This is a genomic window from Shewanella surugensis (genome assembly GCF_023284005.1).
Taxonomy (GTDB): Bacteria; Pseudomonadota; Gammaproteobacteria; order Enterobacterales; family Shewanellaceae; genus Shewanella; species Shewanella surugensis.
Genome location: NZ_JAKIKS010000119.1, coordinates 1 through 16,976, shown reverse-complemented (window position 1 = coordinate 16,976; position 16,976 = coordinate 1). Strand labels below are relative to the sequence as shown.

Here is a 16,976-nt window from a genome sequence, read left to right as displayed (position 1 = left end):
AAGCTGCTTGCTGATGTCATATCAGGTATTCAATTTAAAGATGATGAACGGATAACTCAAGATCAAACAGAACATCACGATTCATTGATACACCACATTTGACAATAACTCAACCTTACCTGTCAATTCCCATATCAACATTGTATCGGATCTCGACTCTTTAGCGAGTTATCGCGACGCTGTTGATTTGTGGTTTAAGCGGGTCTTAAAACCTAAATCCGTCTCCTACTACAATGATTATGCATCACTTCCTTTAAGCGCTTTATCAAGAAAAGAAAGAATGTTCTTTAATTTAATTAAAACCAATACTCATATCGCAACGGCCTCTTGGGTATTTGAAACGTCTGCTAATCAAAAGATAAAAGAGCAAGGCATTAAAATAAACACCGTCACACTAGAGTCACTCTTACGTTGCCAAGACAGCTTCGTCAGACAATCTGTATTACTCGCATAATACTTAACCTTTCTATATACAGGACAGGCTTAAATGATATTCAATTTTACTCGAAAAGTTTATTTAGATAATAATGCGACTACCCTCATTTCATCTGCGGTTACCAAAGCAATGAATAAAGTATTAAAGACTCATTTTGGCAACCCATCTTCACACCATACTTTAGGTTATAAAGCAGCCAATCTTATTGCCCAAGCAAGGTCCATTATCGCCTCTTCCATACAGGCTAATCATAAAAACATTTTTTTCACCTCCAGCGCTTCTGAAGCCAATAATCAAGTCATTCATAGCATAGTAAGTGATTTTGAAGCACGTCAGCAAACGCTTAAAATCATCACCAGCCCAATAGAACATATGTCCATTATTGCCACCTTAAAGGCTTTAGAAAAAAGAGGCGTCATTGTCGAGTATTTAACCATTGATCACCATGGCCATATTGATATCGAGGCTGCTAAACAACAAATTGATGCTGAAACCGGTCTCGTTTGTTGTATGTTAGCCAATAACGAAATAGGCAGCATTCAAAACATACAAGCCTTGGCCAAAATAGCAGAACAACAAGGCGCATTCATTTTATCTGACTGTGTTCAAGCTTTAGGTAAAATAGACATCAATGTTAATCAGCTCAATATCGATTACGCAACCTTTTCAGCCCATAAAGTTCATGGTCCTAAAGGAATTGGCGCAATATACGTAAAAGATGGCGCCCCTTTGACTCGCTTAATACAAGGTGGAGATCAAGAAAGTGGTTTCAGAGCGGGGACAGAAAGTGTACATAATATTGTCGGTTTTGGACAAGCCTGTAAAGCAATCCCTTATTTACTCAAGCAATCAAGCATCACTTTATCCCTTAAAGAAAAGTTAAAACAAGAAGTTATCAAGTTCAATAAAAATGTTACTTTTAATGCTGAACAATCAGAGACTCTGAGTAATACACTCAGCATGAGGATCCCTAGCGTAGATAAACATAGCTTAATGGCATTTTTAGATTATTACGATACTAGCATTTCTTCCGATTCAGCTTGCTGCAGTACAAATCACTCGGCTTCCCATGTACTCAAAGCCATTGGATTAACCGATAAACAAGCCAATGAAACCGTAAGGATCAGTTTGTCAGCACAGACAAAAATGAAAGATATTCAATACCTAGTCAAAAAACTAAGCCATTTCTTTGCTGCTTATAATCACAACATAACCTTATTAGGCCCCAATAGCATTGATTATAATTTCCTAAATGATGATAATAATTACATCCTTGACATTAGAGGAAAATATGAGCGGTTATTGATGAAAAGTATTCCTAACTCTCATGAACATCATTTTTTGAATTATCAAGAAGTTGTCAATACTCTCAATAAAGAAGCCAATCTGATTCTAATCTGTACATCAGGTATGAAATCCATGTTATTTGCCTACCAGCTTTCCCACTCAGGTTTCCAAAACATCAAGGTCCTTACTGGAGGTTTAATGGCCTGGAAAAAAGCCCATGCTAAGCTTTATCATGATCTTGCGGGTACAAATGTGATAAAAATAGACGAGTGATAAATGTATCCTCCCAACAATATCCTTCATAAGGAGTTTACTGTGCTTAACACACTGCCTTTATTTGATAGCCATTTTCATATTATCGATGATCAATATCCACTCATTCCAAACCAAGGTTATTTACCTGACTCTTTTACGGTACAAAGTTACCTTAAACGCACATCAGATTATCAAATATGTGGCGGAGCGGTCGTCTCAGGATCATTTCAAGGCTTTGATCAAAATTATTTGATTAATACATTAAAACAATTAGGGCCTCAATTTTTCGGCGTCACTCAACTTCCAGCCAGTACAACCGATCCACAAATAATAAAACTTCATCAATCAGGTATACGTGCTTTGCGATTTAATTTAAAACGGGGGGGATCTGAAGATATTGCTCACTTAAGCCGCATGGCACATCGCGTTTATGAACTTGTTGGTTGGCATGTTGAACTTTATATCGACAGTAGTGATTTAGCTATTCTCTATACCCAGCTCACTAATCTACCGGCTGTGAGTATCGATCATTTAGGGTTAACTAAAACGGGCTTCAATACTCTAATAAAATTAGCTGAAAAAGGCATCAAAGTGAAAGCAAGTGGTTTTAGCCGTATCAATTTTGATGTCAAAACCGCCTTAACAACCTTATATACAGCCAACCCCTCCGCGCTCATGTTTGGCACCGATTTACCTTCCACTCGAGCGCCTATTCCATATCAAGATAACGATTTTATAACGGTTATTGATACACTTGGCGAAGAAGCTGCTAATGCGATTTTCAGCCAAAATGCATTAGATTTTTATCAACCTAAATGAGCATGTTCTTTTAACCAAAAACTCGTCATACTCTATGTTAAAACACAATATGTTTACTCATTATTCCTCAAAGGAGCGACAGAGTGATCCAAGATAGAGCGAGCCATATGGCTCTGTTTTACAGCTTAATTAAAGCTGGCAGCTTTACTGCAACGGCAGAGTTACTTAAAGTCTCTGTCTCTCATGTCAGTAAACAATTAGCAGTGCTAGAAGCACAGTTAAACGTCAAACTAATACAAAGAACGACCCGCAGTTTAACCCTAACGGAAGCGGGCGAGACTTTTATGGCTCATTGTGAGAAAGTCGTGAATATCGTCCATGAAGCCAGCAACATCATGGATGAAGCTCGCGATGATATTTCCGGAAAATTACGATTAGGCTTATCACAATCTTTTGGTACCTTACATATTATTCCCGCCATTGAAAAATTACGCCAGCAATATCCAAAATTACAAGTAGAAATCCGCTTATTTGACCATAAAGTTAATATGCTAGAAGAAAATCTCGACCTGTGGCTCACTAATGTCGAACACATCCCCGAAGGTTATGTCGCGCAGCGCTTAGCCATTACTCGGTTTGTGCTGGCAGCATCTCCTGACTATCTGATCAATCACTCCTTACCTCATCATCCCAATGAGTTAATCCATCATAATTGTTTAATTTATCAAAGTAGACAACGAGACTACAGCACTTGGTCTTTTAATAAACAAAGCGAAGGTATATGCATTACGGTTGCAGGAAACTATCGCGTCGATTTAGCCCAAGCCGTACGTGATGCGGCAGTTTCAGGTTGGGGGATCGCTTATTTGGCCAGTTATTTATTGAAAGATGAATTTAGAAAAGGAAAATTAATTCAATTAATGCCCGAATGGCAGGCTAATCAACATATGCCCTTTTATGCTGTTTATCCCAGTCGCAAACACTTACCGAAAAAAATATCCGCCGTAATTGCATTTTTTAAACAACACATTGGCGATGATCCATATTGGGATAAAGCCCTACGCCCACATGTGAAACTTTAAATAGAACACAGCAGTTCTCCATACTAATATAAAAATGACCAAGCCACCTGAGAGATCCACGCCTTAACAGTGTGCGTGCTGATTTTTACGCACTGAAAAAAAGACCTTTTCCACTGAGAAAATATCATCTAATAAATACAGTAAAAATATATTAAAACATAATGATAAAATAATTAAGATAATGAGAAAGCAAATGGATACATGTTATTAACAAACCACTATTGCATACTGGCTAACCTTATCTAAAATGCTCGTTTTCTTATATAATTTGAGTAGACTCCCCATGATATCTTTGCTCGGTATTGGCGTCATTTTGCTTATTGCATGGTTATTATCCAATAACCGCCGTCATATTCCACTTCGAACAGTGACACTCGCTTTTAGCTTACAAGTGACTTTTGCATTGCTTGTCCTTTATATTCCAGCGGGAAAAGCCGCATTAAATGGTGCCACTCATGGTGTCTCTAATGTGATTAATTATGGTCAAGAAGGTGTCAATTTTCTTTTTGGTAACTTAGCAACGGGTAATGTAGGGTTTATTTTCGCCATCAATGTCCTTGGCATCATTATTTTCTTCTCTGCACTGATTTCCGGTCTATACCATATTGGGTTAATGCCTAGAGTCATTAATGTTATTGGCGGGGGGCTACAAAAATTACTGGGCACAGGTCGCGCCGAATCTTTATCTGCAACGGCAAATATTTTTGTCGGTCTGATTGAAGCCCCACTCGTTATTAAACCTTATTTGAAAAAAATGAGTGACTCTCAATTTTTTGCGGTCATGACCTGTGGTCTAGCCTCCGTAGCTGGCGGTACTATGGTTGGCTATGCTGCCTTAGGCGTTGACTTAAATTTCTTAATAGCCGCAGCGTTTATGTCTGCGCCAGCGGGGTTATTAATGGCTAAAATGCTATATCCCCCAAACAAAAATGACCATCAATTAGATGAGATTACTTCAGTTGAAATTCCACGAGCCACCAATGTTATCGAAGCATTAGCCGATGGTGCCATGTCAGGCATGAAAATTGCCGTCGCTGTGGGTGCCACATTGCTGGCATTTGTCGGTGTCATTGCACTGTTAAATGGTTTACTTGGCTTTGTTGGCGATCTATTCGGGATGCAATTAAGCTTCCAGCTTATATTAGGCTATTTATTCGCCCCTATCGCTTGGCTGCTTGGTATACCTTGGCACGATGCCATTATGGCTGGATCGTTAATTGGTAATAAAATTGTGGTGAATGAATTTGTTGCCTTTATTCAATTAATGGAAATAAAAGATCAACTTACACCTCACTCTATTGCTATTGTCACTTTCGCACTCTGTGGTTTTGCCAACATATCGACCATGGCTATTTTAATTGGGGGGTTAGGCAGTCTAGTGCCTGAGCGGCGAAGTTTCATCTCCAAACACGGTTTCCGTGCTATCACAGCAGGGGTCCTCGCCAACCTGATGAGTGCGGCGATTGCAGGGCTAATCTTATCGCTCTAGCGATTAAAATGACGGTCATCACATCATGATGACCGTCATTGCTATGGCTCATTTAAATCAAAAATGATAATTCAAACACTTGTGTCATGACTTTATAGAGCTCTGTACCTTGGTGTACTGATGCTGAAGCAAAGTGCAAAATCGGCACACAGGTTTGATTTAAAGTTAGTGGCGTTAAGACCTGCTCAGTACCATACAAATCAAGTCTTAAGATATTGGCTAATACCTGGCCTTCGGGTAACACTTTGCCTAAAGGCGCTTTATATTCCACCAGTCCTGATAAAGGTGCATGATACTTTTTATAATGTTTAAGATAACAGGCATATCTAGGCATGACTTGAGGCGTTAGCTTTTCTTTAATCACCCCACGATGACTCAAATAAGCCAAAATACCTTTGGCATCATTAAGCGCCTCAGCTAAATCGATATGCTCTTGGCTGCCTAATTCTAAGGTAAATGCAGAAATGGGCACATCAAGGTTTCTTCCCTGACACTTAAGGAAATCACTCAATTGCCACCAAGGACAAAATATGGATTCATCCATCGCGCCACCAAATTCATTGGGGATCACCAAGGTATAAGGGATTGAGAAATAACGCGCGGCTTTAATATCATATTCTGGACAATATAAATGTTTACAGGATTTAGGGCCTGTATGTAAATCAAGGACAATATCAGCCTCATGCGCCAAAGCTTGTAGGTTTAAGGCCAACCTTTTACCGGTACTCAATCCCCACTCATTGTCTAGGCCTTGCAGACAAATATTGACCAATTCCTGCCGATAAGCCTTAATAAGCGCTGCATCATCCAATGCCTGGTGACGCTCAAACCACTGAGCTAATTCAATCACGGGCGCTTGATATTCACGATTCCAATTCATCCCCGTAATAGGATCAAAACGGCCCAAAGTGAACTCACCACTTTTTTGATTAATACCCAAAGGATTGGCGAGAGGTAAAATACGAATGTCACCAAGAATGTCATAAGTTTCAAGCAGTGACATTAATTGAAATATCACTGCATTGCCTTGGACTTCAGCGCCATGAACATTCGCTTGTATAAACACATTAGGGGCTGTTTTATCTCGACCGTCGAAATCAAATATCGGCACATTTAACGCTTGGCCTGTGGCTAGCTCTCCAACTTGTAAGCGAGTTTGACGATACTTCATGAATCACTCCCAAAAGTGGCCTAAAGTCACTGACCACTTCATACCCTGTAAACAAAACGATTGAACATAATGATTCAACATCATTATGCTTCAACTTGTCGCTTCAAATAAATTCTCATGCAATGCCTTGACCACCTGCGCCGCCTCTGACTCAGCCACCAGAACACACAGATTATGCGGACTTGCTCCTTGACAGATCATACGCACATTATGGGGCTCTAAAACCTCAAACACCCGGCGACAAACCCCAGGCGTGGTCGCAATTTTATTGCCTACGATGGCAATCAAGGCCAAATTGTCTTCCACTCTTACACGGCTATGCTTTGATAACTCTTGTAATAACGACTCATTTAATAATCCATTACCACTCGAATCGGAACCCGTTTTATCCAATGTCAACGCCACATTCACTTCAGATGTGGTAATTAAATCAACACTGATTTTATGCCTTGCCAGTATCGCGAAAGTTTCCGCTAAAAAACCTTGGGCATGTAACATTTGTAAGCTATGAAGATTTAATAACGTTTGATCACGTCTCACCGCTACAGCACGATATACTGGCACGGCATCCACTTGATGACGGATCCAAGTACCGCCCTTTTCCGGCGCCCAGCTAGAACCAACAAAAACCTGAATTTTTTGTCTCACCGCAGGTAAAATGGTAGCCGGATGCAAGACTTTAGCCCCAAAAGTCGCCATTTCAGCAGCTTCATTAAAGCTGATCTCTTTAATGGGACGCGCATTAGGTGCCAATCGAGGATCGGTGGTATAAATTCCCGCAACATCGGTCCAAATTTCAACAGCATCAGCCTTCAACGCTTCCGCTAATAACGCCGCTGAATAGTCACTACCCCCTCGTCCTAACGTCGTTGTACAGTGATTATAATCGGCACCTATGAACCCCTGAGTGACAATGATGTGATCGGTCAATTTAGGGGCTAATAATGTCTGAGTCAGTGAGGCTATTTGTTCTATTTGTGGTTCAGCGCGGCCAAAAAAACTATCGGTTCTCATCACCGCTCGCACATCGAATGCACTCGCAGCCGCGCCTTTTTCTCTTAAAACAGCAGCAAACAAAGCAGATGAACATTGCTCTCCTTGCGCTAACAACTCATCTATCGCCGCTTTCGTTCTTGTTTGTGAGAGTTGCTCACTCAATTGGGAAATGCGGTTCAACACTGCATCAATGCTTGCAATGACATCACTCGGATGACCGAGATCACCTAAAATTTGATATTGAATATCCGTAATCTGCTCAATTAATGCTTGGCGTCTCCCTTCTTGAGTATCAGCTTGGGTCAATTCAACCAATAAGTTTGTCACACCACTAGAAGCGCTCACCACCACTAATCGGGTCCGTGGATTATCAATAATAATATGTGCACAGCGATGCATCGCGGCATAATCCGCAACAGAAGTCCCACCAAATTTAGCAACGACTAAAGACATGCTCTTACCTCCATGGCAAACCAAGAGAGAAAGAGAGAAGATAATATAAACGGCACAGCAAACATGAAAAAAGCTCCGAACTTAATGTCGTTCGAAGAGCCTGGTGCAAAACGAGTTTCTCGAAAAAACGGGAAATAGCGATCATCACCAGAAGCCCTCCACCCTATTTATACTCAAACCATTTTGAGTATAGGTGACAATTGCCAGGATTCAGCCTGTACAACCGATAACCAATGCGACCAAACATTGGTGACCTCGGCGCTAATCTCCCTCATAAGTTATCATTGGTGTTAGTCCACCCATAACTTATTACCTAGCTAACGCTCCTCTTCTGCTACTTAAATCTTAATACAATCTAAGAGACATAATAAATACCAAATCCAATAAGATAAAGTCAATGTAAATAAAAACATTAAAAAAAATAATAAGAATAAAACAATAAATTTACATAAATAAACTTAAGAAAAACAAATAGGCAAATAAATTAAAGAATAAAAACAAAATAAAATTAACAATAATAGGAAGTCGAATAATTTGATGAGGGGGATTTGGGTAATTCAGATACCAGTTTCACTTTTTCAGAAAACAGACCTAAACATATTTCTTTTTCTTGAATGAGGCAAGGAATGAGTCGCAGATGATCAGCTTCCACATAATAAATCGCATTCTGATCAAATTTCACCCCCATTTGAATAGCTACATTTCTATCGACGGTGATAGCCCAACTCTTTTCCATATGACGTTTATCCGCTGAAGCCCCCATTATGGCGCGGTAAGGTAATCCTAAGGCCTCTATCTCATTTTGGAGTTTTCTATCCAATAAACGGTTTTGCATCGAAGACAAAAGCACCCCTTGAGGATTGTATGCGGTAATGATCGCAAACGATAATTGACAAGAAAGCGCTTGAGTAGAAAAAAATTCGGTTTCTTGATAACACTGCCAAAAATTATTAACTAAGCTACTCATAAATAAATATTTCTCTAAGATAATCGGTATCATTATAGCAAATGAACATTTTATAATCACCCAAGCGGTTTGGCCAATTAAAATTTTAATTTACAATTTATATTAATCAATGACTTATATAGACAAAAACCACTTTATTGCCTGTTAGCTTAGAATTTATTAACATTTTATTTGTTAACAAATGCCTAAAACGAGTACAATAGAAATGTAAGCCAGTCGACTTAACTCTATTTGGGGTACATGAAGATACAAGTATCCAAGCAAATAAAATTAAGTGTTAGCTACATAACTGTATTCTTGTATTAAATGTAAACTATGCTTAAATTAACATTTAAACTTTAAAAAAAAACAATCGATAAGGAACTTTTCTTTACTTTTGTTTATCGAAGTAACAGTAATACAGTTCACATTTTCTTTTGTGAAATACCCATACTTTACTCGACACAAGGTATGTTGCCGTTTCAAGAACAATTACAGAGAAAGATTAGTCTTGAAACAGTAAATTATTAGCATTATGAGCTCGGGCGCATTTTAAAGTAGCAGGCGCTCATGGTTAGAATAGACTTGACAGAAATTAGGTAACTTAATATGCAAAACCCGCACATTCTGATCGTTGAAGATGAAGCTGTAACCCGAAACACGCTAAGAAGTATTTTTGAAGCAGAAGGATATGTGGTAAGTGAAGCCAATGATGGCGCAGAAATGCATAAAGCGATGCAAGAAAATAAAATTAATTTGGTAGTAATGGATATCAACTTACCAGGTAAAAACGGGTTACTGTTAGCAAGAGAACTACGTGAAATTAATAATATCGGTCTTATCTTCCTTACAGGTAGAGATAATGAAGTCGATAAAATTTTAGGTCTTGAAATTGGTGCAGATGATTATATCACTAAACCTTTTAACCCTCGTGAACTGACCATTCGTGCACGTAACTTATTAACTCGCGTCAATAGCACGGGTGAAGAGTCTGAAGAAAAGAGTGCCGTTGAATACTATCGTTTCAATGGTTGGAGTCTAGAGATCAACAGTCGTTCTTTAGTCAGTCCTCAAGGTGAATCTTACAAACTGCCACGTAGCGAATTTAGAGCTATGCTGCATTTTGTTGAAAACCCAGGAAAAATCCTTAGTCGTGCCGACTTGTTGATGAAAATGACTGGACGTGAACTTAAACCTCACGATCGTACTGTTGATGTGACTATTCGTCGTATTCGTAAACATTTCGAAAGTCTTCCTGATACACCTGAAATCATAGCCACTATTCATGGTGAAGGTTATCGTTTTTGCGGTAGCTTAGACGAATAGTTGGATTATTAAATCAACACCTTTTAAAAGCCAGTCTCACGACTGGCTTTTTATTGATACCCGCTCCCATCCTAAGATAAATTATTCAGTTTGACCTTTTAATTGACGTGCTAAAAAGTCAGTTAACGAACGATATAAATGATTACGCACTTTTTCTCCCCGCATCGAATGTTTCGACCCAGGATAATCAATCATCTGAAAAAGCTTCCCTTCATCCTGTAATGCTTTATACACCCGCGTACTATTTTCAAATAACACATTATCATCAGCCATCCCATGGTACATTAACAATCCTGACTCATAGCCTTGAACATAGGGAAAAACACTGCTGGCTTGATAACCTTCAGCATTGTCTTGTGGCGATCCTAAATACCGCTCAGTATAATGGGTATCATACAAATCCCAATCCGATACTGGTGCACCCGCTATTGCCGCTTTAAACACATTGGGGGCTTTAAAAATACTCATTAACGCCATATACCCCCCATAGCTATGACCATATATCGCAATATTATTACCATCAACGAAAGGTAAGCTTTTCAAATAATTAACACCCAATAATTGATCGTTAAGCTCTGCATTACCTAAATGTTGATAAATAACCTGTTCAAACTGCGTGCCTCTATTGGCCGAACCACGATTATCCAATTGATACACGATAAAACCTTGTTGCAACAAATATTGAGTAAAGTAATCTTGCTCGCTCCAAGCATTAACGACCAACTGAGCATGAGGGCCGCCATAAACACGAACAACCACAGGATATTGTTTTTTAGAATTAAAATTTGTTGGTTTAAACAAACGATAAACTAATTCCTGCCCATCTTCGGCTTCAATTTCTCCCCACTCTGGTAACTGCCAACGTCCAAAAAACGGATAGAGTGGATGAGAAGCAATCACCTCATTTTGTTCAATCCACATCAGCCTTTGACCCACGTCATTATGTAAACTGATCTGCGGCGGTTGAGACAAACTGCTGAAGTTATCTAAATAAATAGGGCTATTTTCTGCAAAAATAATCTGATGAGTGCCACTCAATTGACTGACCGCTTCTATATCGCCGCCCGTCAGAGGAACGCGATATAACTGTTTTTCGACCACCGTCGTTTTACGCCCAGTGAAATAAACCCAAGACTCTTTTTCATCAACATATTCAAGCTTGTCCACTGCCCATTGTCCATGGGTTAATTGACGCTGAACTTGTCCTTTTAAATCATATAAATATAAATGTTTAAAACCATCACGTTCAGACGCCCATATAAAGGCCGCTTGTTTTTTAAGAAAAAACAAATCATCATTTAAATTCACCCAAGCATGACTTTTCTCTTCGATTAATACTTGAGGTTTTTTTAAATCCACTCTCGAGACGACATTCAAATCCAATAGATGCTGATCACGACTTTGCCACTGAAAAGACAGCTCTTCGCTATTAGGCAGCCATTTTACTCTCGGTAAATACATGTCTTTTTCTTCACCAAGCGATACCCAATCAATATCACCACTGGAGAGTGTCACAACGCCTAATGCAATCTCAACATTTGGTTTTCCGGCATAAGGATAGCGCTGCTGGGTCAGCTTAATGCCATCGGCATAAATTTCGTTGCGGGTAATAAGTTCCACCCCAGACTCATCTATTTGAGTGAACGCAATCGCCGACTCATCGGGTGCCCACCAATACCCCGTCATCCGATCCATTTCTTCTTGTGCCACAAATTCTGCCATGGCATTTTTTATTGCCCCCCCCCCATCTCGGGTTAACTGCCTTAAGGCATTTTTCTTCAAATCAAAAGTAAATAAATTTTGCTCTCTCACAAATGACACATAATGCCCTTCAGGGGAAAAACGGGCGTCAGTGACAAAACCTTCCCCAATCGCTAATGATGTTACCTTTCCTGTGACAACAGAGAAGTAATACAACTTATCTGAAGTCGGCAGTAAAATAGCTTGACTGTCTTGTGACCAAAAGTACGCCATGATCCCTTGGCCATAAATACGTTGACGTTCACGCCTTGCCTTCTCTTCATCAGAGAGTGCGGCTGCCACCAGTTGGTCTGCATCAATGAGTCGGCTCTTCTTACCAGATTTAACCTCCATCTGCCATAGGTCATAAAAATGTTGATTATCTTGACGCCCGACAAGATAAGTCACTCTTGTTCCATCGGGTGATAACTTTACCCCTAGAGGTGCCACACCCGCTAAAGCCGGAGAGGCATTAAACCGCTCGATACTGAATGCTGCTTGCCCCCCGTGCACCGAAGGTAACATCTCACTTGTTTTCACTGTCATTGTTGTATTCATATGTGATTGATTGGCCAATAAAGAATTTTTCGGTGTCTTGTCCAGACTGAATGATGATGCATCTGCCGATATCGCACTCAATGGAGCACTCAATATCATCGGCAGCAGTAATAATAAACCTAACCTAAATTCCGATCCTGTTTTTTTCATTATCTTCCTTAACATTTTTGCTTTAACGCCTTTACGCTTACTCTACGCCCACATTAAATCACAAAAAACCAAAATCAGTGTTTTTATATCGATCCCCCAATCAAGGCTGAAAAAATAATCTATCTCGGGTATCATTTACTCAAAAATATCCCCTCATTCGAGTTTATCTCGATATTGTCATAGGAAAGATCATGCAAACCCTTGCCCAGTACCTGACATCACAATCACTGCCCTCTTCTCTTGAAAAACTCATTTTTACATTAGCCGACACATCAAAAACTATTAGTCTTGCGGTCCGCAACGGCGCACTTGCGGGTGTATTAGGTGCAACAGAGCAAGAGAATATCCAAGGTGAAACCCAAAAGAAACTGGATATTATCACCAACGATATGCTGAAAGAGTCACTCAAGGCTGATTTAGCTGTACGTGGACTCGCTTCAGAAGAAGAAGATCATATTGTTGAAGCCAATAACGAAGGGCAATATTTAGTCTGCTTCGATCCCTTGGATGGATCATCAAACATCGATATCAATTCACTCGTCGGGACGATTTTTTCTGTCCTGCCAATGCAGAAGCCAGTCTCTCAAGGCTCACTCACTGAGCAGCACTTCCTACAAAGCGGGCGTCATCAAGTCACCGCAGGTTACATGCTCTACGGCCCTTCCACTATGATGGCGCTCACGACAGGTCAAGGAGTACAATTTTTTACCTTAGACCCTAATAGCCAAGAATACTTACTCACCAATGACAACGTTAACATCAGCCCCGACACAGCAGAGTTTGCCATCAATATGTCAAATCAACGTTTTTGGGAAGCGCCAATGCAAACCTATATTGATGAGTTATTATTAGGGACCCTAGGCCCAAGAGAAAAAGCGTTTAATATGCGCTGGATTGCCGCTATGGTAGGCGACGTGCATAGAGTGTTATCACGTGGAGGCTTATTTACCTATCCTGCGGATCATAAAAACCCGAAAAAACCGTTTAAACTACGTTTGATGTATGAAGCCAACCCAATGGCTTGGTTAGTCGAACAATCGGGCGGAAAGGCATCAACAGGTTATGAGAATATTCTGGATATTGAGCCCGAGCATATTCATCAAAGAGTGGCTGTTATTTTAGGTTCTCGCAATGAAGTTGATATCTGCTTACGCCACCATCAAGGTGATAACAGCGATGAGATCAATACCCAAGTCGCACCGTCACTGGTCTAATATCTAAATGATAATCCCGTAACATCAAGCTTCAAAAAGATAAAATAGTAAAAGGATGAAAAAACATCAACAATCGTTTCATTCATCCTTCTTTACCCCCACAAATTACATCCAGCGTTTGTTCAAAATCTTGCTGTGTTGGAAATAAATTCAGGTGTGATGCATTAGGAATGATGCTTAAAACACGAGATTGTGCTTGGCTGGCAGCAGCATAAAGTCGTTCCACTAACGGTAACGGGATCACCTGATCCTGCTCGGCTGCGACAATCACAATATCGCCTTTAAACTGCTGTAAAGTATCAAAAGCATCTGAGTCATACCAACTATTCTCAACCCGAATTATGTTTGAAAATACGGGTCCAAAGCGCACATTTCGCGCCGCTGGGGTATAAATACCCGGCACCAGCAATACTAATTGCTGTACCTCTATAAGCGCTGTTAATTTAATCGCCGTATAAGCACTCATACTCGAACCAATCAACCTCGTCGACTTCATGTTAATTGTCTTAATCACCGCTAAGGCTTGCGCTTCTCTGTGCGCCAATGAACTCTCGCTCAACTGACCACCCGTTTCACCATGGCCCATAAAATCAAAGGCCGCGCTCGATACCCCGCGCGAAAATAAGGCTTGTCTGAGTTTAACAAATCGCGCACGTGAAGATTGACCCGCCCCATGCATCACTAACGTATCGCAAGAATCAGGGTAACAATCACCTTTTAACACATGCTCCTGAAAAGAAAGCTCAAATGGGGATAACATCATAGCGCTCCTATATATATCAATTCTATTATAGCAATCCTATTAAAGGCTTTTTCTATCGTCATTTAACATAATAATAAAATAGACAAAAGCCGCTTTGTAGCGGCTTTATTCAATCAGTAACAGGTAAGCGACTCAACCGTCAGCTCATGACTCATCACTGACAACAGAGGCCACTTGATCTTGCTTTACTTTCTTTTCAGTAGCATCAACAATGGTTAATACCGCGGCATCTCCCACCACATTACAGGAAGTGAGTACCATATCCAGCAATCTATCCAGCGCAGCAATAATGGCAAAGGCTTCGACAGGTAAACCCAGTTGATGAATAAGCACCCCTATCATCACTAAAGCCCCGCCCGGAATACCGCCCGCGCCGACTGACAGTAAGAAAACACTAAAGATCAACGTCGGTAATTGCTCTGAAGTAATGGGTGTACCAAAGGCATTCGCCACAAAAAACACCGCGATGGTGATATAAATAGAGGCGCCGCCCATGTTCATCGTCGCCCCTAAAGGCACACCAAAACCGGCAATAGATCGACTCACACCTAATTTATCAGTCAGGGTTCGCATGGTCACAGGGATAGTGGCATTGGAGCTCACCGTCGACAATGAAAACATAATTTGCTCACGGGTTTTTAATCTGAATTCTTTTGCCGATACCGGCGTGAATAGCCCAACCGCCATCGGATAAACCACAAAAATCCATGCAATTAAGATGGTTAAAATAATCGCCACATAACCTAATACACTGACAAAAATACCTGCATCAAATGTTGCGCCCAATTTTAACATCAAGGCAAACACACCAATGGGAGCGAGGCTCATCACTACAGTGATAAGCTTCATCATAATGGCATTAGCCACCTGAAAACCCGACACAGCGCTAGCCGCTTTGTCACCCAATGATTTAATCACGCCACCCAGTAACAATGCGAGAAAAATCACTTGCAACATATTACCCGAACTAAAAGCGGTGATCACATTACTTGGCACAATATTGACCAACAAGTCCAATAAATTAGGCAATTCGGTCGTCGTGATCTGTACATCAGCGCTCCCTGCCAAAGACATGCCTGCGCCAGGCGTGAAAATCAGCGCTGCCGCCACCGCTGTTGCAATGGCTAACACCGTATTGATTAAATAAAAGCCAAAAGTTTTCCCCCCCAGGCGACCAAAGTTCTCTAATTCTTCTAAATCACACACACCGCAAACAATACTCACAAAAACAAGCGGCACAACCAGTACCATAATCATGCGAACAAACATGGTGCCAATGCCTGAGGCAATGTCCACCAAGGTATGTGAAAAAATCGGCACATCGGTCAAAAAGTATTGAATACACGATCCCAAGATGAGCCCTAAAAATAGACCAATAAAGATCCGCGTCGAAAGTGATGTTGTCATATATTTACCTAACTCAAAAAAAATCAATAAGCACGCCTTAATGGCATGTCTTTTTAACTGCACTCAGTTATTCATAACGTCATTAACTGAGCCCAGCTTTAATGATATCAACCCTGATAATATTGCTGTTTACCGCGAATAATCGACGTAAAAGGCGTCCCTTCAATTTGTGAGGCCAAATAGTGAAACATGCTGGGCTTAATTACAAATAAAAAGCGTCAAATTGCGAGCAGATCAATAAAAAGTCATTTCCACTCGCAAACTGAAATTTAACGAAATGTTTAAAAAGTAAATGCAAGGATCTTTACAAGGGTAAAAGCAACAAGTTAGACATGCAAGCAACCATTAACAATCAACTACTCATATTAAATGACAAATAACAAAATCAGTAAAAGTCCCCTACAAACTGAAAAAATAAAGGGACAGAATAACGATAATAAGCAAAGATAATGAGCAACCGCTTATTACCTTTTCTCATTAATGTGTGCTATCAATGAAGACTCACATGAAAACTAAAATCAGTAAACATTAGGACAACCACAATGCCACATCACGAATAATAAAGTTTCCCATATAAACAGGATCGGGCTCGTCTATCAAGGTCAGCTCAAAATACGCTTTATGCTCCTCTGATAGCGCTTCATAACCGCCAATGACTTGATACAACCAAAACTAGGACAGCCACAATTCCACATCTCGAATAATAAAATTACCCGTATAAATAGGATCGGGCTCGTCTATCGGGGCCAGCTCAAAATACGCTTTATGCTCCTCGGATAACACCGCATAATAAAATTACCTGTATAAACAGGATCGGGCTCGTCTATCAAGGCCAGCTCAAAATACGCTTTATGCTCCTCTGATAGCGCTTCATAACCGCCAATGACTTGATACAACCAAAACTAGGACAGCCACAATTCCACATCTCGAATAATAAAATTACC

At 40.3% G+C, this 16,976-nt stretch carries 14 protein-coding genes and 1 riboswitch; of the genes, 7 read left to right on the top strand and 7 right to left on the bottom strand.

Annotated features, from left to right (window positions below; genetic code table 11):
* The first annotated feature begins 280 nt into the window (after window positions 1–280).
* The 5 genes from L2764_RS21480 (at window position 281) to L2764_RS21460 (ending at window position 5,308) form a co-directional block, all read left to right on the top strand.
* Window positions 281–454, top strand: coding sequence for a hypothetical protein (locus L2764_RS21480; protein WP_248942386.1), 174 nt, complete (start codon window positions 281–283; stop codon window positions 452–454).
* A 33-nt stretch (window positions 455–487) separates the two neighbouring features.
* Complete coding sequence (locus L2764_RS21475) at window positions 488–1,996, top strand: aminotransferase class V-fold PLP-dependent enzyme (protein ID WP_248942385.1); 1,509 nt, start codon at window positions 488–490, stop codon at window positions 1,994–1,996.
* 42 nt (window positions 1,997–2,038) lie between these two features.
* Window positions 2,039–2,797: an amidohydrolase family protein gene (locus tag L2764_RS21470; protein WP_248942384.1), complete on the top strand. Its 759-nt coding sequence runs from the start codon at window positions 2,039–2,041 to the stop codon at window positions 2,795–2,797.
* 83 nt (window positions 2,798–2,880) lie between these two features.
* Window positions 2,881–3,819 (top strand): LysR family transcriptional regulator, encoded by a 939-nt coding sequence (locus tag L2764_RS21465; RefSeq protein ID WP_248942383.1) that lies wholly within the window; start codon window positions 2,881–2,883, stop codon window positions 3,817–3,819.
* Between the two features lie 283 nt (window positions 3,820–4,102).
* Window positions 4,103–5,308, top strand: a complete 1,206-nt coding sequence (locus tag L2764_RS21460; RefSeq protein WP_248942382.1) for a NupC/NupG family nucleoside CNT transporter — start codon at window positions 4,103–4,105, stop codon at window positions 5,306–5,308.
* A gap of 52 nt (window positions 5,309–5,360) precedes the next feature.
* On the opposite strand, the gene L2764_RS21455 is transcribed toward L2764_RS21460, so the two are convergent.
* From L2764_RS21455 to L2764_RS21445, 3 genes are all read right to left on the bottom strand, one after another.
* Window positions 5,361–6,479 (bottom strand): succinylglutamate desuccinylase/aspartoacylase family protein, encoded by a 1,119-nt coding sequence (locus tag L2764_RS21455; protein ID WP_248942381.1) that lies wholly within the window; start codon window positions 6,477–6,479, stop codon window positions 5,361–5,363.
* Window positions 6,480–6,569: 90 nt separating this feature from the next.
* Window positions 6,570–7,928 carry a lysine-sensitive aspartokinase 3 gene (gene lysC, locus L2764_RS21450; protein ID WP_248942380.1) on the bottom strand — a complete coding sequence of 453 codons (1,359 nt, stop codon included), beginning with the start codon at window positions 7,926–7,928 and terminating at the stop codon, window positions 6,570–6,572.
* 143 nt (window positions 7,929–8,071) lie between these two features.
* Window positions 8,072–8,267, bottom strand: a riboswitch (Lysine riboswitch).
* Window positions 8,268–8,436: 169 nt separating this feature from the next.
* Window positions 8,437–8,895 carry a DUF3293 domain-containing protein gene (locus tag L2764_RS21445; RefSeq protein ID WP_248942379.1) on the bottom strand — a complete coding sequence of 153 codons (459 nt, stop codon included), beginning with the start codon at window positions 8,893–8,895 and terminating at the stop codon, window positions 8,437–8,439.
* A gap of 588 nt (window positions 8,896–9,483) precedes the next feature.
* Here L2764_RS21445 and arcA point away from each other — a divergent pair.
* Window positions 9,484–10,200, top strand: a complete 717-nt coding sequence (arcA, locus tag L2764_RS21440) for a two-component system response regulator ArcA (RefSeq protein WP_248942378.1) — start codon at window positions 9,484–9,486, stop codon at window positions 10,198–10,200.
* Window positions 10,201–10,281: 81 nt separating this feature from the next.
* Here arcA and L2764_RS21435 read toward each other — a convergent pair whose 3' ends face one another.
* The gene (locus L2764_RS21435) at window positions 10,282–12,486 is read right to left on the bottom strand and encodes a S9 family peptidase (RefSeq protein WP_248942387.1); all 2,205 of its coding nucleotides are present in this window, start codon (window positions 12,484–12,486) and stop codon (window positions 10,282–10,284) included.
* 353 nt (window positions 12,487–12,839) lie between these two features.
* Here L2764_RS21435 and L2764_RS21430 point away from each other — a divergent pair, with 353 nt between their 5' ends.
* Window positions 12,840–13,862, top strand: coding sequence for a class 1 fructose-bisphosphatase (locus tag L2764_RS21430; RefSeq protein WP_248942377.1), 1,023 nt, complete (start codon window positions 12,840–12,842; stop codon window positions 13,860–13,862).
* An 82-nt stretch (window positions 13,863–13,944) separates the two neighbouring features.
* Here the strand turns inward: L2764_RS21430 and L2764_RS21425 are convergent, their stop codons facing one another.
* The 3 genes from L2764_RS21425 to L2764_RS21415 all read right to left on the bottom strand — a co-directional run bounded on the left by L2764_RS21425 (window position 13,945) and on the right by L2764_RS21415 (window position 16,698).
* Entirely contained in the window at window positions 13,945–14,625 is a 681-nt protein-coding gene (locus L2764_RS21425; protein WP_248942376.1) for an alpha/beta hydrolase, read from the bottom strand.
* Window positions 14,626–14,769: 144 nt separating this feature from the next.
* Complete coding sequence (locus tag L2764_RS21420; protein ID WP_248942375.1) at window positions 14,770–16,032, bottom strand: dicarboxylate/amino acid:cation symporter; 1,263 nt, start codon at window positions 16,030–16,032, stop codon at window positions 14,770–14,772.
* A 528-nt stretch (window positions 16,033–16,560) separates the two neighbouring features.
* Complete coding sequence (locus tag L2764_RS21415; RefSeq protein WP_376708467.1) at window positions 16,561–16,698, bottom strand: hypothetical protein; 138 nt, start codon at window positions 16,696–16,698, stop codon at window positions 16,561–16,563.
* Window positions 16,699–16,976: the final 278 nt, after the last annotated feature.